General features: G+C 68.0%; 20 protein-coding genes. 16 read left to right on the top strand and 4 right to left on the bottom strand.

Annotation, left to right across the window (positions count from 1 at the left end; all coding sequences use genetic code 11):
• Positions 1–48: 48 nt before the first annotated feature.
• Positions 49–633 (top strand): hypothetical protein, encoded by a 585-nt coding sequence (locus NX774_RS13225; protein ID WP_258822636.1) that lies wholly within the window; start codon positions 49–51, stop codon positions 631–633.
• On the opposite strand, the gene NX774_RS23480 is transcribed toward NX774_RS13225, so the two are convergent.
• Complete coding sequence (locus tag NX774_RS23480; protein ID WP_370660425.1) at positions 567–875, bottom strand: ribbon-helix-helix domain-containing protein; 309 nt, start codon at positions 873–875, stop codon at positions 567–569. The genes NX774_RS13225 and NX774_RS23480 overlap by 67 nt on opposite strands.
• 169 nt (positions 876–1,044) lie before the next feature.
• On the opposite strand from NX774_RS23480, the gene NX774_RS13215 reads away from it, so the two are divergent.
• From NX774_RS13215 to NX774_RS13200, 4 genes are all read left to right on the top strand, one after another.
• Positions 1,045–2,334 carry a cation:proton antiporter gene (locus NX774_RS13215; RefSeq protein ID WP_258822635.1) on the top strand — a complete coding sequence of 430 codons (1,290 nt, stop codon included), beginning with the start codon at positions 1,045–1,047 and terminating at the stop codon, positions 2,332–2,334.
• Positions 2,335–2,666: 332 nt separating this feature from the next.
• On the top strand, positions 2,667–3,656 hold the full coding sequence (gene dusA, locus NX774_RS13210; RefSeq protein WP_258822634.1) for a tRNA dihydrouridine(20/20a) synthase DusA: 990 nt from the start codon (positions 2,667–2,669) through the stop codon (positions 3,654–3,656).
• Positions 3,657–4,025: 369 nt separating this feature from the next.
• Positions 4,026–5,798 (top strand): methyl-accepting chemotaxis protein, encoded by a 1,773-nt coding sequence (locus NX774_RS13205; RefSeq protein ID WP_258822767.1) that lies wholly within the window; start codon positions 4,026–4,028, stop codon positions 5,796–5,798.
• 139 nt (positions 5,799–5,937) lie between these two features.
• Positions 5,938–6,225: an energy transducer TonB gene (locus NX774_RS13200; RefSeq protein WP_370660432.1), complete on the top strand. Its 288-nt coding sequence runs from the start codon at positions 5,938–5,940 to the stop codon at positions 6,223–6,225.
• On the opposite strand, the gene NX774_RS13195 is transcribed toward NX774_RS13200, so the two are convergent.
• From NX774_RS13195 to fdx, 3 genes are all read right to left on the bottom strand, one after another.
• Positions 6,222–6,830 (bottom strand): cytochrome b, encoded by a 609-nt coding sequence (locus NX774_RS13195; RefSeq protein WP_258822632.1) that lies wholly within the window; start codon positions 6,828–6,830, stop codon positions 6,222–6,224. The two genes, NX774_RS13200 and NX774_RS13195, sit on opposite strands and share 4 nt — an antisense overlap.
• Positions 6,821–7,273, bottom strand: a complete 453-nt coding sequence (locus NX774_RS13190) for a hypothetical protein (RefSeq protein ID WP_258822631.1) — start codon at positions 7,271–7,273, stop codon at positions 6,821–6,823. The genes NX774_RS13195 and NX774_RS13190 overlap by 10 nt, the downstream gene beginning before the upstream one ends.
• Positions 7,274–7,445: 172 nt before the next feature.
• The gene (fdx, locus tag NX774_RS13185; protein WP_258822630.1) at positions 7,446–7,784 is read right to left on the bottom strand and encodes an ISC system 2Fe-2S type ferredoxin; all 339 of its coding nucleotides are present in this window, start codon (positions 7,782–7,784) and stop codon (positions 7,446–7,448) included.
• 126 nt (positions 7,785–7,910) lie between these two features.
• Here fdx and NX774_RS13180 point away from each other — a divergent pair, with 126 nt between their 5' ends.
• Genes NX774_RS13180 through NX774_RS13130 form a run of 11 tightly spaced genes read left to right on the top strand, consistent with a single transcriptional unit; the run spans position 7,911 to position 19,267 of the window.
• Positions 7,911–8,561, top strand: a complete 651-nt coding sequence (locus tag NX774_RS13180; protein ID WP_258822629.1) for a cytochrome c3 family protein — start codon at positions 7,911–7,913, stop codon at positions 8,559–8,561.
• A 2-nt stretch (positions 8,562–8,563) separates the two neighbouring features.
• On the top strand, positions 8,564–11,410 hold the full coding sequence (locus NX774_RS13175) for a 4Fe-4S dicluster domain-containing protein (RefSeq protein WP_258822628.1): 2,847 nt from the start codon (positions 8,564–8,566) through the stop codon (positions 11,408–11,410).
• Entirely contained in the window at positions 11,411–12,799 is a 1,389-nt protein-coding gene (gene nrfD, locus NX774_RS13170; protein WP_258822627.1) for an NrfD/PsrC family molybdoenzyme membrane anchor subunit, read from the top strand.
• The gene (locus NX774_RS13165) at positions 12,796–13,326 is read left to right on the top strand and encodes a DUF3341 domain-containing protein (RefSeq protein ID WP_258822626.1); all 531 of its coding nucleotides are present in this window, start codon (positions 12,796–12,798) and stop codon (positions 13,324–13,326) included. Before nrfD ends, NX774_RS13165 begins: the two co-directional genes overlap by 4 nt.
• Positions 13,323–13,922, top strand: a complete 600-nt coding sequence (locus tag NX774_RS13160; RefSeq protein ID WP_258822625.1) for a c-type cytochrome — start codon at positions 13,323–13,325, stop codon at positions 13,920–13,922. The genes NX774_RS13165 and NX774_RS13160 overlap by 4 nt, the downstream gene beginning before the upstream one ends.
• Positions 13,919–14,980 carry a hypothetical protein gene (locus NX774_RS13155; protein ID WP_258822624.1) on the top strand — a complete coding sequence of 354 codons (1,062 nt, stop codon included), beginning with the start codon at positions 13,919–13,921 and terminating at the stop codon, positions 14,978–14,980. The genes NX774_RS13160 and NX774_RS13155 overlap by 4 nt, the downstream gene beginning before the upstream one ends.
• Positions 14,977–15,342, top strand: coding sequence for a hypothetical protein (locus NX774_RS13150; RefSeq protein ID WP_258822623.1), 366 nt, complete (start codon positions 14,977–14,979; stop codon positions 15,340–15,342). The genes NX774_RS13155 and NX774_RS13150 overlap by 4 nt, the downstream gene beginning before the upstream one ends.
• Positions 15,339–16,082 carry an SCO family protein gene (locus tag NX774_RS13145; RefSeq protein WP_258822622.1) on the top strand — a complete coding sequence of 248 codons (744 nt, stop codon included), beginning with the start codon at positions 15,339–15,341 and terminating at the stop codon, positions 16,080–16,082. Before NX774_RS13150 ends, NX774_RS13145 begins: the two co-directional genes overlap by 4 nt.
• A complete protein-coding gene (gene coxB, locus NX774_RS13140; RefSeq protein WP_258822621.1) occupies positions 16,079–17,011 on the top strand; it encodes a cytochrome c oxidase subunit II in 933 nt (310 codons plus the stop codon). Before NX774_RS13145 ends, coxB begins: the two co-directional genes overlap by 4 nt.
• Positions 17,001–18,623, top strand: coding sequence for a cytochrome c oxidase subunit I (ctaD, locus tag NX774_RS13135; protein WP_258822620.1), 1,623 nt, complete (start codon positions 17,001–17,003; stop codon positions 18,621–18,623). Before coxB ends, ctaD begins: the two co-directional genes overlap by 11 nt.
• Entirely contained in the window at positions 18,620–19,267 is a 648-nt protein-coding gene (locus tag NX774_RS13130; RefSeq protein WP_258822619.1) for a cytochrome c oxidase subunit 3, read from the top strand. The genes ctaD and NX774_RS13130 overlap by 4 nt, the downstream gene beginning before the upstream one ends.
• Positions 19,268–19,269 lie beyond the last annotated feature (2 nt).

Here is a 19,269-nt window from a genome sequence, read left to right as displayed (position 1 = left end):
TGTCGCGCACTCATGAGTACTAGACGACCAATTTCTCCTAGGCATTAAATGCCATGCGGAAATTTTTTCGAGTTTTCGTTTGATGCGCCGCAAGGTGAGGCAGGTGGCCGGGCGCGCCGCCGCGATTTCAAGGAACGTGCCGCTGGCCCAATCCGCGACTGGCCCGCGCCGTTCCTGCCGCGCAGGCCGCTTGCATTGGGGCCGGATCAAGCGCAGGATCATCTGCAGGTTCCGTTGGCCGCCCGCACCGCGCTGCCGGGCCGGCGACTTTTTGGGGGGAATTGCATGCCAAGCCTGCCACCGGACGACACCTCGGCCACCAGCGAACCGTGGGCGGGTATTCCGTTTGACGGACGCGCCTATCACTATAGGCAGTACAGTTACGACCGGGTGGAAGATGCGCTCAACTATGCCCGGCTCGAGTTCGCCAAGCCGGGTGTGCACATCGAACCGGCTGCGCCGCTGCGCTGGCGGCAGTTTCCCGACCCCACTCAGCAGGAGCGCGGGCAGATGGCCGAACACGGTATCGTCTACGAAGCCGGCCGCTTCGTCTACGGACCCTACCGCTACGACGTGCTGGCCGATGCGCTCCTGTACGCCACGCGCCGTCCAGGCATGCCCCGCTCGGGATAGGCCTGCCCCAGGATCGCGGCCATCGCGCCGCCTGCCGACAGCCCGGCCACGCAGACCCGTCCCGGGTTTGCATGCCATGCCGCGACGACTTCCCGGGTCGTGCCGGCGAGTTCCAGTTGCTCGCCGGCGGCCACGACGCGTTCCAGCTCGGCGCGGGAATAGCGCTGCATTCCCATCACAAAGCGCTCGCGCGGCACCGTCTGGCGGATCGCTTCCGCGTGCTGCTGCAGCTGGTTGCGCACCGGCTTTCGCCGCAGTCCGTTCGCATGGCCGAGGCCCCAGGACCCGTGCCAGCAGGAGCGGGGCAATGCGCTCGAACGGGCTATGATGGTTTGGCGTCGCCCGCGCGCGGCCGCCGGCCCGGCGTTCAATGTTGAGCGTTGGCGGGTATAAGTGGAGAAAGGCCCCGTCATGCCGATGACGTACTGGATGCTGTTTGGCGGCCTCACGCTGATTGCGATGATGCTGATCGGAACGCTGCTGGCCCGGCTGCCACTCAGCGGTGCGATGATCTACCTGGCGCTTGGCTTCGTACTGGGCCCGGCCGGGGTCGGCGTCCTCATGCCTGATCCTTGGCGCAACGCCGCCATGCTGGAGCTGGGGGCCGAGGCGGCCCTCCTCATATCGTTGTTCGCCGTCGGCCTGAAGCTGGAGGTTCCCCTGCTGGATCGGCGCTGGATCGCTCCCCTGCGGCTGGCCTTCGTATCGATGGCAATCACGGTCGGGTTGATTGCGGCAATGGGCGTGTACGGCTTGCGCTTGCCGCTGGGCGCTGCGGTATTGCTGGGCGGGATTTTGGCCCCCACCGATCCGGTGCTGGCGTCGGGCGTCCAGCCGGAATCCGGCCATGCCCCCAATCCGGCCCGCTTCAACCTGGCTGGCGAAGGCGCGCTCAATGACGGCTCCGCGTTTCCTTTCGTGCTGCTCGGCCTCGGTTTGATGGGGTGGCACGATCTCGGCGCCAGGGCATGGCACTGGTGGCTTGTCGACCTGCTCTGGGCAACGGTCGGCGGCACGCTGGTCGGCGCGATGGTGGGAGGGCTGCTCGGTACGCTGGTCGTCTTCTTGCGCAACCGGCACCAGGAGGCGCTGGGCCTGAGCGAATTCCTCTCGCTCGGCACCGTCGCGGTCGCGTACGGGCTGGCGCAGCTCTGCCTGGCGTCCGGCTTCCTGGCCGTGTTCACCGCCGGCCTGGCACTGCGGCGGGTACAAGAACACCCGTCCATGTCCCAGCCCAGCCCGGTGCCACCTCCCAGCACGGGGCCGGTGCATCACCATGTCAGCGCCGCGATGAAACGGGAGGTACAAGGGTTCAATGAGCAAATCGAGAAACTGGCGGAGCTGGTGCTGGTCATCCTGACAGGCGCCATGCTGGGATACATCACGATCTTCCCGGCCCTGTGGTGGTTCACCGCCGTGTCGATCTTTGCGGTGCGGCCGCTATCGGTGTTCGTTGGCATGGCGGGCAGCGCGCTGCCGCCGCACCGTTGCGTGGTGATGGGCTGGTTCGGTATTCGGGGCATCGGGTCGGTGTACTACCTGATGTTTGCGCTGAACCACGGCTTGTCCGGCGCGCTGGCGCAGCAGTTCGTGGCGTTGACGCTGGTGGCGGTGACCGCGTCCATTTTGCTGCATGGCATTACTGCGCATCCGGTCATGCGCTGGTATGCACACGCCCAGGCCGTCACCCCCGAGCGGTGAGGCGCGCTGCCACGCGCACGACCGGGAACACGAATGTCACGCGCATGCCCTGGCCCGGTCCCTGGCGGACGGCTCGTCCCACACGCCCGCGCGCGCCGCGTCCGCATGCGGGCCGGCACCGCAGTGCATTCGATGCGCTCTTTTAGGGTAAGATGCGCGGGCTCGCGCGCCTCATCGAAGCGTTTGGCCTTCCTCCGGGCTTCGATCTTCCCCTTCCTGCGGACCTGTGCCCGCCACGTGTTCCCGATCTCGAGAAGCGATAATTCTTGGCACTGAGGGTGGGGTAGCGCGGGATCGCAGTCCGCGCCCCAGAGGGAAAACGAAATCTTTAGATGACAAACAGCAAACGAAAACTGAGCGTCGCGCCCATGATGGACTGGACCGACCGCCACTGCCGCGTCTTCCACCGCAAGATCACCCGCCACACCTGGTTGTATACAGAGATGGTGACCACCGGCGCGCTGGTGCACGGCGACGTCGCGCGCCACCTGCGCTACAGCGCGGAGGAGCATCCGGTCGCGCTGCAGCTGGGTGGCAGCGATCCGGGCGAGCTGGCGCACAGCGCCAGGCTGGGCCAGGAGTGGGGCTACGACGAAATCAACCTGAACTGCGGCTGCCCGTCCGAGCGGGTGCAGAAGGGCGCGTTCGGCGCCTGCCTGATGGCCGAGCCGCAGCTGGTGGCCGACTGCGTCAAGGCGATGCGCGATGCGGTCTCGATCGACGTCACGGTCAAGCACCGGATCGGCATCGACAAGGTCGAGGACCCGGCGTTCGTGCGCGATTTCGTCGGCACCATCGCCGACGCCGGCTGCCGTACCTTCATCGTCCATGCGCGCAACGCCATCCTCAAGGGCCTGTCGCCCAAGGAGAACCGCGAGATCCCGCCGCTGCGGTACGAGGTTGCCTATGACCTGAAGCGCCAGTTCCCGGACCTGGAAATCATCATCAACGGCGGCGTGAAGACCGACGACGAAATCGCGCTGCACCTGGAGCACGTGGACGGCGTGATGCTCGGGCGCGAGGCCTACCACAACCCGTGGATCATGGCCGGCTGGGACGCGCGCTTCTACGGCGACGCCGCTACCGCCAAAACCCGCCGCCAGGTGCTGGAAGAGATGCTTCCCTACATCGCCGCCCAGCTGGCCGAATTCGGTCCCCATGGCCTGAAGCTGAACAGCATCACGCGCCACATGCTCGGCCTGATGGCCGGCCTGCCTGGCGCGCGCGCGTTTCGCCAGCTGCTGTCCGATCCCAAGCGGCTGGCGGCCGGCGACCCGGCCTTGCTGCTGGAAGCGGCCGACCGCATGGCGCGCGCCGCCTGACCCACGCTGCGGGCCGCCACGCCGGCCCGCCAGAAAATAAAGTTTTTCCTGTATTGCTGTAGGAAAATAACTACAAGGCACCGCGCCGCGCGTAGCCAAAAGCCGTATTTTGCTTGCCGTAAGGAAATAAATTTACCTATAATCGCGGCTCACCCTCATTTTTTGCCAGCCGAATAACCCCTGTTGTGAACTCGAAACATTCATGTTGTCGTTCACAAAATCTGTCTATGCCGGCTGGTTTTGATTTATCCTCACGGAAACACGAACATTTCCCGCCAGAAGCATGGAAATTTGACATTGCACATTGACAAGTGTCACTCGTGGTCCGATCAATAAAGAGGGAATAGGGACGAAATGAATTTGACAAACATGAAGGTCGGAATGCGCCTGGGTTTGGGGTTTGCCCTGGTGCTGGTGCTGCTGGTCGCGGTGACCGTGGTCGGCATCCTTCGCATGGCGCAGATCCAGGACCGCCTCGACCACGTGGTAGGTGTCAACAACGTGGTCACACGGCTCGTGATCGACATGCGCAACAATGTGAGCGAGCGCGTCACTTCGCTGCGTACCCTGACCCTGATGACCAATGCGGATGACATGGAGCCTGAACTGAACAAGTTCAAGGAACAGACCCGCAAGTACGACGAGATCCAGGCCAAGCTGGAAGGCAAGTTCGCCGCCGAGTCCACCCAGCAGGAAAAGACCCTGCTGTCCCAGATCAAGGACGCCGAAAGCGTGGCGATGCCGGCCATCAGCAAGGCATCCGAGCTGTACCTGGCCAACAAGGCCGAGGACGCCACCCGCGTGATGATCAAGGAAATCCGCCCGGCCCAGAAGAAGTGGCTCGAGGCGCTGGACCAGCTGGCCACCGTCGAGGACAAGCAGAACTCGCAGGCCCAGACCGATGCCCAGGCCGCGTTCGCGAACGCGCGCAATTTCATGATCGTGATGCTGGCGCTGGCCGTGGCCATGGGCGTGGCCGCCGCCTGGGTGATCACCCGCAGCCTGCTCAAGCAGCTGGGCGGCGAACCGGGCTACACCGCCCGCATCGCCGGCAGCATCGCCCATGGCGACCTGTCGATCCGCATCAACACCTCCGTCTCCGACCGCGGCAGCCTGCTGGTCGAGATGCGCGAGATGCGCAACAGCCTGGTGGGCATCGTGTCCCAGGTGCGCCGAGGCACCGAGACCATCGGCACCGCCTCGCGCGAGATCGCCGCCGGCAACCTGGACCTGTCCTCGCGCACCGAGCTGCAGGCCAGCTCGCTGGAGAAGACCGCATCGGCCATGGACAAGCTGACCGCGACCGTGCGCCAGAACGCCGAAAACGCCCGCGAAGCCAACCAGCTCGCAGCCAGCGCCTCGGACGTGGCGCGCAAGGGCGGCGAAGTGGTGTCGCAGGTGGTGGGCACGATGGGCGAGATCAACAGCTCGGCCAGCAAGATTGCCGACATCATTGGTGTGATCGACGGTATCGCGTTCCAGACCAACATTCTCGCGCTGAATGCCGCCGTTGAAGCGGCACGCGCCGGCGAGCAGGGCCGCGGTTTTGCGGTCGTGGCCTCCGAAGTGCGCAACCTGGCGCAACGCTCGGCCGCCGCCGCCAAGGAAATCAAGACGCTGATCGGCGACTCGGTCGAGAAGGTCGAGCGCGGCAGCAAGCTGGTCGGCCAGGCCGGCGTGACGATGGAAGAAGTGGTCTCGAGCGTCAAGCGCGTGACCGACATCATGAGCGACATCGCCGCCGCCAGCGCCGAGCAGAGCGCCGGCATCGAGCAGGTCAACGTGTCGATCATCGAGATGGACAGCATGACCCAGCAGAACGCCTCGCTGGTCGAGGAAGCCGCCGCCGCTGCCCAGAGCCTGCAGGACCAGGCTGGCGAACTGGCGCGCGTGGTCAGCATCTTCAAGCTGGCCGAAGGCGAAGAGAACCAGGCCGAAGCGCTGGCCGCGCTGGCAGCCCCGGCCCCCGCCGCGCAAGTGGCGCCGCGCCCGGCAGCCAAGCGCGCCGCCGGCGCCCGCCCGGCGCTGAAGAAGCCGGCCGCCGCCGCACCGCGTGTCGAGCCGACCGAAGGCGACAGCGCGCCAGCCAAACCGAAGAAGGCCGCAGCCGCAACTGCAGGCGACGAGTGGGAAGAGTTCTGACGCGGCGGCCACAAGCCGTCGCCGACGAGAGCAGCACGAAACAAGAAGCGTGAACTAAAAACTTTTGGGAACTGGTATGTCTACGAAAAAGCCTTATTTGAGTGTTATCGCCACCTTGATCCTGTCCGGCGTCGCCGGCATGGCCGCCGCCGGTGAAGTGCCGGCCAGCTTCGACGCGTCCAAGTGCAAGGTCGAGTACCCGAAGGCCTCCCTGATGAACGAAGAGCAGGGCACGACGTCGATGTCCTTCCTCGTGAACGCGGACGGCAGCGTGGCCGATTCGAAGCTGGAGAAATCGAGCGGCTTCAAGAACCTCGACAAGGCAGCGCTCAAGGGCATCTCGGCATGCAAGTTCAAGCCGGGCACCAAGGACGGCGCACCGGCCCAGACCTGGACCAAGATCGACTACGCCTGGAAGCTGGACTAAACTGTTCCACCCCGCGGCCGGCTCCCAGCCGGCCGTTTTCTTTGCTGGAACCACATTCGCTGGAACACGCCGTCGCGGTCGACCAGCGCGTGCTTGAGCCCCGCCGCCACATGCAGCGCCACCAGCGCGGCCATCGCCCACACCAGCGTCTCGTGCACCTCGAAGAAGGCCTCGGCCGTGTCGTGCGCGGGCGCGGCCCAGCGCGGCAACTGCAGCCCGAAGAAGGCGACCCCGCTTTTCGTGTACAGCGAGCCGAGCAGGCCAGTGATCGGCAGCAGCACCATGCCCGCGTACAGCAGCCGCTGCACCACGAGTGACGCCACCACCTCCCAGCGCGGCATGCTGGCCGGCAGCGCGGCCGGCCGGTGCGTGAGGCGCCACAGCGCGCGCGCCAGCACCAGCACGAAGATGACGATGCCCACCGACTTGTGCAGGTCGAACCAGCGCTCGGCGCCGGGATCGTCCTCGATGCTCGTCATGTACCAGCCGAGCGCTGCGGTGCTGACGATCAGCAGCGCGAGCAGCCAGTGCAGCGCCACGGCGACCGGGGCATAGCGCCACTCGCCGGGCTCCACCATCAGCTGCGGATCGTCGTCTATTCGCATTGCCGGCGCATCATCTCCAGGTGCTGCTGGCGCGACGCGGCCGACATGTTGGGCATCATCTGCTCCATCAACGACTGCCGCTCCTCGGGCGTGCGCGCGCCCATCATGCGCCCGTACATGGCGCAGGCCTGCTGCGTGGAGCCGGTGGCCGCGCCCGTGCTGCCGGCCGCCCCGCCCATCGAGGCGGCGCTGCCGCTTTCGCCGGTGCCGTAGGCGCCCGGCGCAGCCGAGCCGGTTACGCCGGTGCCGCCGGAACCCTGGGCGCCGCTTTCGGGCGGACGCTGGCCCGGCACGGCGTTCACATTGCCGCCGGGCGCCTGCGTGCCGTAGCCGGGGCCGCCCTGCTCGGGAACGTATTCGCTTTCGCCCACGCGGCCCTGCTGCGCGCAGCCTGCCAGCAGGCCCGCGCACAGGAGCGTGGCGATATGGATCGGGAACTTCATGGAACCTCCTCGGCGCCGGCGCTTGCAAAGCCGTTCGACCGCCGCGTTCCGGTTCCGGTTCCGTAGGGTGGGCAGGTTCTCCTGCCCACGCGTTCAAATCCCGCGTGACGGGCCACGCAAACGTGAGTCGAACGCGCGGGCAAGGGACTCGCCCACCTGCGGCCGAGTCGGCTCAGCCTTTTTCCTTCTCCAGGTTGATCGAGTAGCGCGGGATCTCGACCACCAGGTCGGTCTCGCCCAGGACCACCTGGCACGACAGGCGCGAGGTCGGCGCCAGCCCCCACGCGCGGTCGAGCATGTCCTCTTCGCCGTCGCTTGGGTCCTCCAGCGCGCCGTAGCCTTCGCGGATGATGACGTGGCAGGTGGTGCAGGCGCCCACCTTGCCGCACGCGTGCTCGATCTCGACACGGTGCGCGAGCATGGCGTCGCACAGCGAGGTGCCAGGCTCGGCATAAAAGGTGGCGCCCTCGGGCGCGAAATCAGGATGTGGCAGCACGGTAATGTTCGGCATCTCAAACCTCGATGTGATAGGGTCCACTCTAATCCTTCCAGCAGGGGGAAGGTCAAGCGGTTGGTGTCTTGCCGCAACGCCCTGCGTCGTGCCGATCGTTCCTTCGCACACACACGAGCGTTGCCCATGGCCCAGGCGTTTCATCCTGCAACCGTCCTTGTACTCAAGCTCGCCCTGGTGGCGGCGCTGCTGGCCGCGCTGGCGCTGGTGCTGCTGGCACGCTGGCGCATGATGCCGCCGGCCGCGGGCGGCACCGTGGTCGCGCAGCCCATCCCGTTCAGCCACAAGCACCATGTGGGCGACGACGGCATCGACTGCCGCTACTGCCACACCTCGGTCGAAAAGTCGCGCTTTGCCGGGCTGCCGTCGAGCGACATCTGCCTGACCTGCCACTCCCAGCTGTTTCGCGACGCGCCGCTGCTCGCGCCGCTGCATGCCAGCGCCCGCACCGGCCTGCCGATCCGCTGGAACCGGGTGCACGACCTGCCCGATTTCGCCTACTTCGACCACCGCATCCACATCAACAAGGGCGTGGCCTGCGTCGAGTGCCATGGCCGCGTGGACCGCATGCCGCTCATGCTGCGCACGGCCCAGCTCGAAATGCAGTGGTGCCTGGGCTGCCATCGCAATGCGCGCCAGCACATCCGGCCACTGGCCGACGTTTTCCTGATGCAGGACAAGCGCCCGCTCTCGGCGCAGGAAATCACACAACTGAACCGCCTGCTGCAGATTCAAAGCACACGCCGGCTCACCGATTGCTCCACCTGCCACCGCTGACGATGCCACCATACCCGCACATTCCGCTTGTCCCCGACGGCGCCCCGGCCAGCCTGGCCCGCCGCGCGGCGCTGCGCGTGATGGCGGCCTCGGCCGCGCTGGCGGCAGCCGGCTGCAAGGGGCCGCCGCAGGAGCAAATCCTGCCGTACGTGCAGATGCCCGAGCAGCTGGTGCCGGGCCAGCCGCTGTTTTTCGCCACCGCCTTCGTGCGGCGCGGCCTGGCGCACGGCGTGCTGGTGGAATCGAACGAGGGCCGCCCGACCAAGGTCGAAGGCAATCGCCTGCACCCGGCCAGCCTGGGCGCCACCGACGTGTTCGCCCAGGCATCGATCCTGCAGCTGTGGGACCCGGACCGTTCGCAGGCGGTGCGCCAGGCCGGGCAGCTGTCGGGCTGGCAGGCGTTCGAGGCGGCCTTGCTGCCCGTGCGCGCACGCTGGCAGGCCGATGGCGGGCGCGGCCTGCGCATTCTCACCGGCAGCGTCACCTCGCCCACGCTGGCGGGCCAGCTCGCCGCGCTGCTCCAGCGCTATCCGGCCGCGCGCTGGTGCCAGTGGGATCCTTTGCACGACGAAAACGGTCTGCAAGCGGCGCGGCTGGCGTTCGGCCGTCCGCTCGACCTGTTGCTGCACTGCGAGCGCGCCGCCGCCATCGTCAGCTTCGACGCCGACCTGTTCGGCGACTGGCCCGGCGGCATCGCGTATGCGCGCCAATGCCTGCAGGGCCGCACCAGCGCCGACCCGCGGTTCGACCGGCGCCTGTACGTCGTCGAGCCCAGCCCCACGCTGACGGGCGCGGCCGCCGACAACCGGCTTGCCGCGGCGCCGGCCGAGCTCGACTGGCTGGTGCGCCGCGTGGCCGCGCGCTTCGGGCTGGGCGCTGCGCCGCCTGCCCGGCCGCCCACTTCGGAACTGGCTCGGTGGGAAAGCCGCCTGGCCGCCGTGCTTGCGCAGCACCGGGGCAATTCCCTCGTGGTGGCGGGCGGTTGCGTGCCGGCCGGCACCCGCGCGCTGGTGCACGCACTCAACGAACGGCTCGGTAATGCCGGTCGGACGTTCGCGCTGGTCGAACCTGTCGCGGCGCGTCCCGAGAGCCACCTGGCGTCGATCCGCGCCTTGGCCGACGAGATGCGTGCGGGCGAGGTGGGCGCGCTGTTCATCCTTGGCGCCAACCCGGCCTACGACGCGCCCGTGGATTGCGGCTTTGCCGAAGCGCTTGCCAGGGTGCCGTTCGCGGCGCACCTCGGCCTGTACCGGGACGAAACGGCGCGCCGCTGCGCCTGGCACCTGCCGCTGGCGCACGACTACGAGCGCTGGGGCGACGCGCTGGCGTTCGACGGCACGGCCAGCATCGTGCAGCCCCTGATCGCGCCGCTGTACAACGGGCGCAGCCCACACGAGCTGCTGGCGCTGGTCGGCGACGACCCCGTGCGTAGCGGCTACGAGCTCGTGCGCCGCCACTGGCAGGCGGCCGCGCCAGGCGACTTCGACGACTTCTGGCAGCGCGGCCTGCGTCGGGGCGTGCTCGACGTGCCCGCGCGCGCGCCGGTGAGTGTGGCCGCCGTGGCGCCGCCCGCAGCCCCCGAGCCGCCCCGTCCCGCCGGCCTTGCCGCCGTGTTCGCGTCCGACCTGCGTCTGGCCGACGGCGCCTTCTGCAACAACGCCTGGCTGCAGGAGCTGCCGCACCCGCTCACGCGCCTGACCTGGGACAACGCAGCGCTGCTCAGTCCTGCGACCGCCCAAAGCCTGCAGCTGCAGACCGGCGACGTGGTACGGCTGGCCGACGCCAAGGGCAGGGCGCTCGAGGCGCCGGTGTGGATCCTGCCCGGCCACGCGGACCATTGCGTGACCCTGCCGCTGGGCTACGGCCGGGACGCGGCCGGCCGCGTGGGCGATGGCGTCGGCTTCAACGCCTACCGCCTGCGCACTGGCGACGCAATGCTGGCAGGCGCCGTGCTGACCCTCACCCGCACCGGCCGCCGCCACGTGTTCGCCGTCGCGCAAGGCAGCGATCGAATGGAAGGCCGCGACCTGGTGCGCACCGCGACGGTCGCGCGGTTTCGCGCCAACCCGTCGTTTGCGCAAGCCGCGCCAAGCGAGCGCCAGCCCGCGCAGAGCCTGTACCCGCCGTACGACTACCCGCGCTACCGCTGGGGCATGGCGATCGACCTGAACAGCTGCATCGGCTGCGGCGCCTGCACCATCGCCTGCCAGGCCGAGAACAACATCCCGGTGGTGGGCAAGGAACAGGTACTGCTCGGGCGCGCGATGCACTGGATCCGCGTGGACCGCTACTACGAGGGCCCGGCAGAGCGCCCGCGCACGCTGTTCCAGCCGGTGCCGTGCATGCACTGCGAAAACGCGCCGTGCGAGGAAGTGTGCCCGGTGGGCGCGACCATGCACGACAGCGAAGGGATCAACGTGCAGGTCTACAACCGCTGTGTCGGCACGCGCTTTTGCTCGAACAATTGCCCGTACAAGGTGCGGCGCTTCAACTTCCTGCAGTTTGCCGACAACGAGACCGAATCGCTGAAGGCCCAGCGCAACCCGGAAGTGACCGTGCGCCGGCGCGGCGTGATGGAGAAGTGCAACTACTGCCTGCAGCGCATCACCCGCGGCCGCCTGGATGCCGAAGTGGAAGGCCGCAAGGCCCGTGATGGCGAGATCGTCACCGCCTGCCAGGCCGCGTGCCCGACCGCTGCCATCGTGTTCGGCGACCTCAACGATCCGGGCAGCCACGTTAGCCGTGCCAAGGCTTCGCCGCTGGACTACCTGCTACTGGCCGAGCTCAACACCCGGCCGCGCACGAGCTACGCGGCGCGCCTGTCCAACCCCGACCCGGAGCTCGGCTAGATGGCCGCGCCTGCCGAGCAGCCACCGGTCTCCGGCCCCAGCCCCGTGCTGCGGCCCGGCTGGGGCTACGCCAGCGTGTCGGACAAGATCGCCGACATCGTGCTCACGCGCCCGGTGCACTGGCCGTGGATGACGCTGTTCCTGGCCAGCTGCGCGGGTGTGCTGGTGCTGGTGGGCGCGGTGTCGTGGCTGTTTGCCGAAGGCGTGGGCATCTGGGGCGTGGACATTCCGGTGGCGTGGGGCTTTGCGATCGGCAACTTCGTATGGTGGATCGGGATCGGCCACGCCGGCACCTTCATCTCGGCGGTGTTGCTGCTGCTGCGCCAGCGCTGGCGCACGTCGGTCAACCGCTTTGCCGAGGCAATGACACTGTTTGCAGCCGGCATCGCCGGCCTGTTCCCGATCCTGCACCTTGGCCGTCCGTGGTTCTTCTACTGGATCGTGCCTTACCCGAGCGTGATGAACGTCTGGCCTCAATGGCGCAGCCCGCTCGTATGGGACTTCTTTGCGATCAGCACCTACCTGCTGGTGTCGCTGCTGTTCTGGTACGTGGGGCTGGTGCCGGACCTGGCCACGCTGCGCGACCGCGCCGGTGTGGCGCCGCGCCAGCCGGCCAAGCAATTCATCTACGGCCTGCTCGCGCTCGGCTGGCGCGGCGAGGCGCGGCACTGGGCGCGCTACGACATCGCCTACCTGCTGCTGGCCGGGCTGGCCACGCCGCTGGTGGTGTCGGTGCACACCATCGTCTCGCTCGACTTTGCAATCGGCAATACGCCTGGCTACCACTCGACGATTTTTCCGCCGTACTTTGTCGCAGGCGCATTGTTCTCCGGCTTTGCCATGGTGCTGACATTGGCCATACCGCTGCGCCATTTCTTCAAGCTCGAGGATTTCATCACCGCGCGCCACCTGGCCAACGCCGCCAAGGTGCTGCTGGCCACCTCGCTGCTGGTCAGCTACGGCTATGCGGCCGAGATCTTCACCGCCTTCTACAGCGGCGACGAATTCGAGCGCTACATGACGGTCAACCGCTGGATCGGGCCATATGCGCCGGTGTACTGGCCCATGATGTGCTGCAATGTGCTGGTGCCGCAGCTGCTGTGGTTCCGGCGTGCGCGGCACAGCGTGGCGCTGCTGTTTGCGGTGAGCCTAGTGGTCAACGTGGGCATGTGGATGGAGCGCTTCCTGATCGTCGTCTTCAGCCTGCACCGCGACTTCATGCCCTCGGCCTGGGGCATGTTCTACCCGACGCTGTGGGACTGGCTCACGCTGTTCGGTTCCATTGCGCTGTTCGTCTGGCTGTTCCTGCTGTTCGTGCGGGTGCTGCCGGTCATTTCCATTGCCGAGATGCGCGAGCTGGTGCGCGAGACGGCCAAGGGGCAGGCATGAGCGCGCCCTACGGCCTGCTGGCCGAATTCGCCACCGCCGACCTGCTGCTGGCCGCGGTGCGCCGCGCGCGCGAGAACGGCTGCCGCCAGGTCGAGGCGTATGCGCCGTTCGCGGTTGACGGGCTGGCCGAGGCGCTTGGCTTTCGCAGCCACGCGGTGCAGGCCTGGACCTTCGCCGGCGCCGTTGCCGGCGGACTCGGCACCTATTTGCTGCAGTGGTATTCGGCGGTGATCGACTACCCGCTCAACATTGGCGGGCGCCCGCTAGACAGCTGGCCCTCGTTCATACCGCCCACTTTCGAGCTGGCCGTGCTGGGCGCGGCGTTCGCGGCGGTGCTCTCGATGCTGATCGCAAACGGTCTGCCGCGCCTGGTGCATCCGTTGTTCGGCGCGCCAGAGTTCGACCTGGCCTCGCGCAACCGCTTCTTCCTGTGCCTGCGCGCCAGCGACCCGACCTACCACGTCGGCCGCAGCAGGCAGATGCTGGACGACCTGCACCCCTTGCTGCTGCGCGAGGTGGCTGCATGAGATGGCTCCTGTTCATCGCGATACTGCTGTCCGGCTGCGAGAAGGCCAAGCAGGACATGTACGACCAGCCGCGCTACAAGCCTTTCGCGCCGAGCAATCTGTTCGCGGACGGCGCCTCGGCGCGCCCGCTGCCGCCCGGCACCGTGGCGCACGCGCGCGGCGCGTTTTCCGGTTCGACCGGCGGACAGCTGGGGGAACAAGCGGCCGAGCGCGACCAGGCCGCGCAGGCCGCGCAGGCCAATCCCTACCCGGTCACGGCGCAGCTCTTGCGGCGCGGGCAGGAGCGCTTTTCGATTTACTGCGTGCCATGCCACAGCCCGGCGGGCGATGGCGACGGGAGGGTGGTGCGCCGTGGCTTTCCGGCGCCGCCCAGCTTTCACCAGGACCGGCTGCGCAACGCGCCGGACCGCCACTTCTTCGACGTGATCACGCATGGCTACGGCATCATGTACCCGTACGCCGACCGCGTCGAACCGGCAGACCGCTGGGCAATCGTCGCCTACATCCGCGCACTGCAACTGAGCCAGCACGCGAGCGTATCGGCCTTAAGCGACGCGCAGCGCGCCAGGCTCACGGACGGGGAGGGGCGGCCATGAAGGCGCGCCTGCCATGGCTCGCCGCCGCCGTCGCGCTGCTCGTGGCCTGCGGGGCCGGCTGGCGCGCCAACCCCACCGCGCTGCTGGCGGCATGGCTGGCCGCGTGGTGGTGCTGGAACGGCATCGTGATGGGCGCGCTGGCCCAGGTCTGGCTGCACAACCTCACGGGCGGTCGCTGGGGTGAGCCGATCCGCGCGCCGGTGCTGGCGCTGGGCCGCACGCTGTGGTTCCCGGCCCTGCTGTTCCTGCCGCTGCTGGCGGCGCTGCCCGTGCTGTATCCGTGGGCGCAGCACGCCGCCAGCGGTCCGGCGCGCTGGGCCGGCGAATTGTCCGCGCCCGCGTTCAAGAGCGCCTGGCTGCAGCCGCTGCCGTTCGTGGTGCGCAGTGTGCTGTGGCTCGTGCTGTGGAATGCGCTCGCTTGGCTGAGCTCGACTGCGCGCCTGGCCCGTTCGCAGGGCTTTGCCGCCGCTGCGCTGATCGGCTACAGCCTCACGGCCAGCATCGCCGCCGTGGACTGGATCATGTCGCTGATGCCGCTGTGGTACTCCAGCGTGTTCGGGCTGCTGGTGCTGATGGCGCAGTCGCTCGGCGGCATGGCGCTGGCGATCCTGCTGGCCGTGCGCCGGCGCGACAAGGACGGCGAACTGTTGGGCGACCTCGGCAACCTGCTGCTGGCCTACGCGATGACGCTCGCCTACCTCGGCTTCATGCAGTACCTGGTCATCTGGGCCGAGAACCTGCCGCACGAAATCATCTGGTACACCGCGCGCGGCACGCCGCTCTGGCGCACGGTCGGCTGGCTGCTGGCGCTGCTGCTGTTCGCGCTGCCGTCGGCGCTGCTGCTGTTTCGCGCCGTCAAACGCAATCCTGCGGCGATGGCATGGCTGGCGTGGCTGGTGCTGGCCATGCTGCTGGTGCACGCGTGGTGGCTGGTGCTGCCTTCGGTGCCGGTAGCGCGGGGCGACGCGCCGTGGGCTGCGCCACTGGGCGCGCTCGCGCTCGCGGGCGTGCTGGCGGCGTACTTTCGATGGCGGCCAGTGCGTTGGGAGACAGCATGAGCGACATCCACGACCCCGCCCTCGACCTGCGCGGCATCGCCCGCGGCGCCATCGGCATTGCGGTGATGATCGTGCTGGCCGCGACCGCCGCGTGGTTTGCCTGGACCCGCTGGACGCCGCCAGGCGCGCGCGGCGACCCCAACGGCCCGCTCGACTTCAGCGTGGACGGCGCCCGCCTCAAGAGCGCGCCCACGGCCGAGCGCAAAGCCTACTTCGACCAGAAGGAGCGCCTGCTGCATTCGTGGCAGTGGGTGGACCGGCAGGCCGGCATTGCGCGCATCCCGGTGGAAGAGGCGATGGCCGTGCTGGCGCGCCAGGACGCCGCGCGCCGGCAGGCAGCAAGGGCAGGGGAACGGCCATGAGATGGCCCATCGTGATCCTGTTGTGGTGCATGGCGTTCTCATGCCACGCCGCACCCGGCTGGGACCAGCGCCTTGGTGCACGCTTGCCGCTGGAAGTACGCCTGGCCGGCGCGGATGGCGTGGCGCCACTCGCGCGCTACTTCGGTGTGCGCCCGGTCGTACTGGTGCTCGGCTATTTTGCCTGCCCCAACCTGTGCAGCGCCAACCTGCTGGAAGTGCTGGCCGCCGCCGGCGCAACCGGCTTGCCGCCGGAGCGCTACCGCGTGCTCATGGTCAGCATCGACCCCGCAGAAAACCCGCAACTGGCCGCGCGCAAACGCAGCGCCTGGCGCGACCAGCTTGCGCCAGACGGCATCACGCTCGACCTGCTGACCGGGCCCGCGCAATCCACAACGCCGCTCGCGCAAGCCGCCGGCTTTCGCTTTACGCAGGATCCGGGCCGCGGCCTCGTGCACCCGTCCGGCTTTCTCGTTGCCACCCCCGGTGGCGTGGTGTCGCGCTACTTCCCGCAGGCGCACGTTGCTCCGCGTGACCTGCGCCTGGCCCTCGTGGAAGCTTCCGGCGGCGCGGTGGGCACCGTGTCGGACCGCATTGCGCTGGTGTGTTCGCACTTTGATCCGGCAACTGGCCGCTACACCGGCATGGCGCTGGCCCTGGTGCGCGCCGCGGCCATGCTTGCGCTGGCCATGCTCGTCGCCGTCATCGTGCACACGCGCCGCAGGGCAGGGAGGCGGCCGTGAACCCGCCAGTCGAGATCCTGCCCGCCGCATCGAGCGCCGCCGGCCCGTTCGACCTGCTGATGCTGGCCCTGCTGCTGCTATCAACCCTGATGGCGGTGGCGCTGACACTGATGGTGGTCGGCTTCTCGATCCGCTATCGGGCCGGCTCGCGCGCCGAGCGGCCCGGCCCGGTGCGGCACCGGCGCGCGATCGAATATGCGTGGACCGGCATCCCGCTGCTGCTGTTCTGCGCCATCTACGCCTGGGCCGCCTACGACTACGCGCAGCTGTTCCGCCCGCCGGCCGGGGCCATGCCCGTGTTCGTGGTGGCGAAGCAATGGATGTGGAAGCTCGAACACCGCAACGGCCGGCGCGAGATCGGCGAGCTGCACGTGCCGCTGGGCCAGCCGGTGCGGCTGGTGATGACCTCGCAGGACGTGATCCACAGCTTCTTCGTGCCCGCCTTCCGTCTCAAGCAGGACGTCGTCCCGGGCCGCTACACCACGCTCGCGTTCACTGCGACAAAGCTGGGGCGCTTCCACCTGTTCTGCGCCGAGTACTGCGGCACCGAGCATTCGCTGATGCGCGGCGAGATCGTCGTCATGCGCCCGGCCGAGTTCGAACAGTGGCTGCAGCAGGGCACAAGCACCCCCGGCATTGCCGCGCGCGGCTTTGCGCTGTACCGCCGCTACGGCTGCAGCGGTTGCCACGAACCGGGCTCCAGCGTGCATGCGCCCAGCCTGGCTCACCTGGTCGGACGCACCGTGCACCTGCAGGATGGCCGCACGCTGGTGGCGGACGAAAACTACGTGCGGGACTCGATCCTGCTGCCGCGCAAGGACATCGTCGCCGGCTACGGCCCGGACATGCCCTCGTTTGCCGGCCAGATCAGCGAGGAAGACCTGCTGGCCATCATCGCCTACATCAGGGAGAAACCGGATGAGCGCTAGCACCGAAACCTTGCCAGCCGCCGACTACCTGCGCGTGTCGTACACGCTGCGTTCGTGGCTCACCTCCACCGACCACAAGCGCATCGCGCTCCTGTACCTGGTCTCGATCACCGCGTTCTTCTTCGTCGGCGGCGCGGCAGCCACCCTGATCCGGCTCGAACTGGCCACCCCGCAGGGCGACCTGGTCAGCCACGACACCTACAACAAGCTGTTCACCGCGCACGGGGTGGTGATGGTGTGGCTGTTCCTGATCCCGTCGATTCCCTCGGTGCTGGGCAATTTCCTGATGCCCCTGATGATCGGCGCGCGCGACCTGGCCTTCCCGCGCCTGAACCTGGCCAGCTGGTACATCTACATGGTGGGCGGCATCGTCACCCTGTGCGCGCTGGCGGCCGGCGGTGTCGATACCGGCTGGACCTTCTACACGCCGCTGTCCACCATGTTCACGCGCACCCATGTGGTGCTGGTGCTGCTGGGCGTGTTCATCACCGGCTTCTCGTCCATCCTCACGGGCCTCAATTTCATCGTCACCGTGCACACCATGCGCGCGCCCGGCATGGGCTGGTTCCGGCTGCCGCTGTTCGTGTGGGCCAACTACGCCACCAGCATCATCCTGGTGCTGGCCACGCCGGTGCTGGCGATGACGCTGCTGCTGGTCGCGGCCGAGCGCTTCCTGCATGTGGGCATCTTCGACCCCGCGCTGGGCGGCGACCCGCTGCTGTTCCAGCACCTTTTCTGGTTCTATTCGCACCCGGCGGTGTACATCATGGTGCTGCCCGGCATGGGCGTGGTCAGCGAGATCATTCCCTGTTTTGCGCGCAAGCGCATCTTCGGCTACCGCTTCATGGCCTACGCGCTGCTGGCGATCGCGTCGATCGGCTTTTTGGTCTGGGGCCACCACATGTTCGTGAGCGGCCAGTCGGCCTATGCGGGCATGGTGTTCTCGCTGCTCAGCTTTTTGGTCGCGATCCCGTCCGCGATCAAGGTGTTCAACTGGAGCGCGACCCTGTACCGCGGCTGGATCACGTTCTCGGCGCCCATGCTGTACGCGCTCGGTTTCGTCGGCCTGTTCACGGTTGGCGGCCTGACCGGCCTGTTCCTCGCCTCGCTGGCGCTGGACGTACACCTGACCGACACCTATTTCGTGGTTGCCCATTTCCACTACATCATGGTCGGCGGCACGGTCATGGCCTACCTGGGCGCCATCCATTTCTGGTGGCCCAAGATCAGCGGACGCATGTACCCGGAAATGTGGGGCAGGGTGGCCGCCGTCATCATCTTCTTCGGCTTTAACCTGACCTTCTTCCCGCAATACATCCTCGGCTACGAAGGCATGCCGCGCCGCTACCACACCTATCCGCCGGAATTCCAGGTGCTGCACCTGCTGTCGTCGAGCGGCGCGGCGCTGCTGGCCGTCGGCTACCTGATGCCGCTTGGCTATTTCGCCTGGTCGATGTACTACGGCAAGCGCGCGGAGCCGAACCCGTGGCGCGCGACCGGCCTGGAGTGGCAGACCAGCTCGCCGCCGCCGGTCCACAACTTCGACCGCACCCCGGTCGTCACGCAGGACGCCTATGCCTACAGCCCGCCGGGGCGGGGAGAGCAAGTGTGATCCCGCAGGCAACGGCATCGCAGCCGGGAGCGCCGGCGGCGGCAGGCGCGCACGTCGCGCGGCTGGGCATGTGGATCTTCCTTGCCACCGAGCTGATGTTGTTCGGCCCGCTGTTCCTGGCCTACCTGTACGGCCGCACCCACTTTCCCGATGCCTTCGCCGCCGCCAGCCGCCACACCAGCTTCTGGCTTGGCACCGCCAACACGGCCGTGCTGCTTTCCAGCAGCCTGGCAATGGCGCTGGCCGTGCATGCGCACGAAGAAAGGCGCGAGCGTGCCGCCCCGCGCCTGCTGCTGCTTGCCGCCGCCTGCGGCGTGTTGTTCCTGTTCATCAAGGGCAGCGAGTACGCGCACGACTGGCGCGAGCACCTGTTTCCCGGGCCGGGCTTCAGCCTGCGTGGGGAGACGGGCGCCGAAATCTTCTTCTGGCTGTACTTCGCCATGACCGCGCTGCACGCGCTTCACCTGGCGATCGGCATTGCCGCCACGCTCCTGTTTGCGCTCGGGCTGCGCTTGCAATGGCCCTTGGTGCAGCCGGCGCAGCGGCTCGACGCGCTGGCCCTGTACTGGCACTTCGTCGATTCCGTCTGGATTTTCCTGTATCCGCTGCTGTACCTGGTCGGGCGCAGCGGCGCGCCGGGGTAGCC

This window comes from Massilia agilis (genome assembly GCF_024756255.1).
GTDB lineage: Bacteria > Pseudomonadota > Gammaproteobacteria > Burkholderiales > Burkholderiaceae_D > Telluria > Telluria agilis.
Note: the sequence above shows the minus strand (reverse complement) of the source record. Positions and strands in the feature narration are given on the sequence as shown.

What these genes read in the sequence shown, in the direction of transcription:
- NX774_RS13215 (WP_258822635.1), top strand. Translation starts at nt 1,045, where the DNA reads ATGCCGATGACGTACTGGATGCTGTTTGGCGGCCTCACGCTGATTGCG.
- fdx (WP_258822630.1), bottom strand. Translation starts at nt 7,784, where the DNA reads ATGCCGAACATTACCGTGCTGCCACATCCTGATTTCGCGCCCGAGGGC.
- NX774_RS13180 (WP_258822629.1), top strand. Translation starts at nt 7,911, where the DNA reads ATGGCCCAGGCGTTTCATCCTGCAACCGTCCTTGTACTCAAGCTCGCC.
- NX774_RS13150 (WP_258822623.1), top strand. Translation starts at nt 14,977, where the DNA reads ATGAGCGACATCCACGACCCCGCCCTCGACCTGCGCGGCATCGCCCGC.
- NX774_RS13225 (WP_258822636.1), top strand. Translation starts at nt 49, where the DNA reads ATGCCATGCGGAAATTTTTTCGAGTTTTCGTTTGATGCGCCGCAAGGT.
- NX774_RS13145 (WP_258822622.1), top strand. Translation starts at nt 15,339, where the DNA reads ATGAGATGGCCCATCGTGATCCTGTTGTGGTGCATGGCGTTCTCATGC.
- NX774_RS13155 (WP_258822624.1), top strand. Translation starts at nt 13,919, where the DNA reads ATGAAGGCGCGCCTGCCATGGCTCGCCGCCGCCGTCGCGCTGCTCGTG.
- NX774_RS13175 (WP_258822628.1), top strand. Translation starts at nt 8,564, where the DNA reads ATGCCACCATACCCGCACATTCCGCTTGTCCCCGACGGCGCCCCGGCC.
- dusA (WP_258822634.1), top strand. Translation starts at nt 2,667, where the DNA reads ATGACAAACAGCAAACGAAAACTGAGCGTCGCGCCCATGATGGACTGG.
- NX774_RS13160 (WP_258822625.1), top strand. Translation starts at nt 13,323, where the DNA reads ATGAGATGGCTCCTGTTCATCGCGATACTGCTGTCCGGCTGCGAGAAG.
- NX774_RS13165 (WP_258822626.1), top strand. Translation starts at nt 12,796, where the DNA reads ATGAGCGCGCCCTACGGCCTGCTGGCCGAATTCGCCACCGCCGACCTG.
- NX774_RS13195 (WP_258822632.1), bottom strand. Translation starts at nt 6,830, where the DNA reads ATGCGAATAGACGACGATCCGCAGCTGATGGTGGAGCCCGGCGAGTGG.
- NX774_RS13200 (WP_370660432.1), top strand. Translation starts at nt 5,938, where the DNA reads ATGGCCGCCGCCGGTGAAGTGCCGGCCAGCTTCGACGCGTCCAAGTGC.
- nrfD (WP_258822627.1), top strand. Translation starts at nt 11,411, where the DNA reads ATGGCCGCGCCTGCCGAGCAGCCACCGGTCTCCGGCCCCAGCCCCGTG.
- ctaD (WP_258822620.1), top strand. Translation starts at nt 17,001, where the DNA reads ATGAGCGCTAGCACCGAAACCTTGCCAGCCGCCGACTACCTGCGCGTG.
- NX774_RS13190 (WP_258822631.1), bottom strand. Translation starts at nt 7,273, where the DNA reads ATGAAGTTCCCGATCCATATCGCCACGCTCCTGTGCGCGGGCCTGCTG.
- NX774_RS13205 (WP_258822767.1), top strand. Translation starts at nt 4,026, where the DNA reads ATGAAGGTCGGAATGCGCCTGGGTTTGGGGTTTGCCCTGGTGCTGGTG.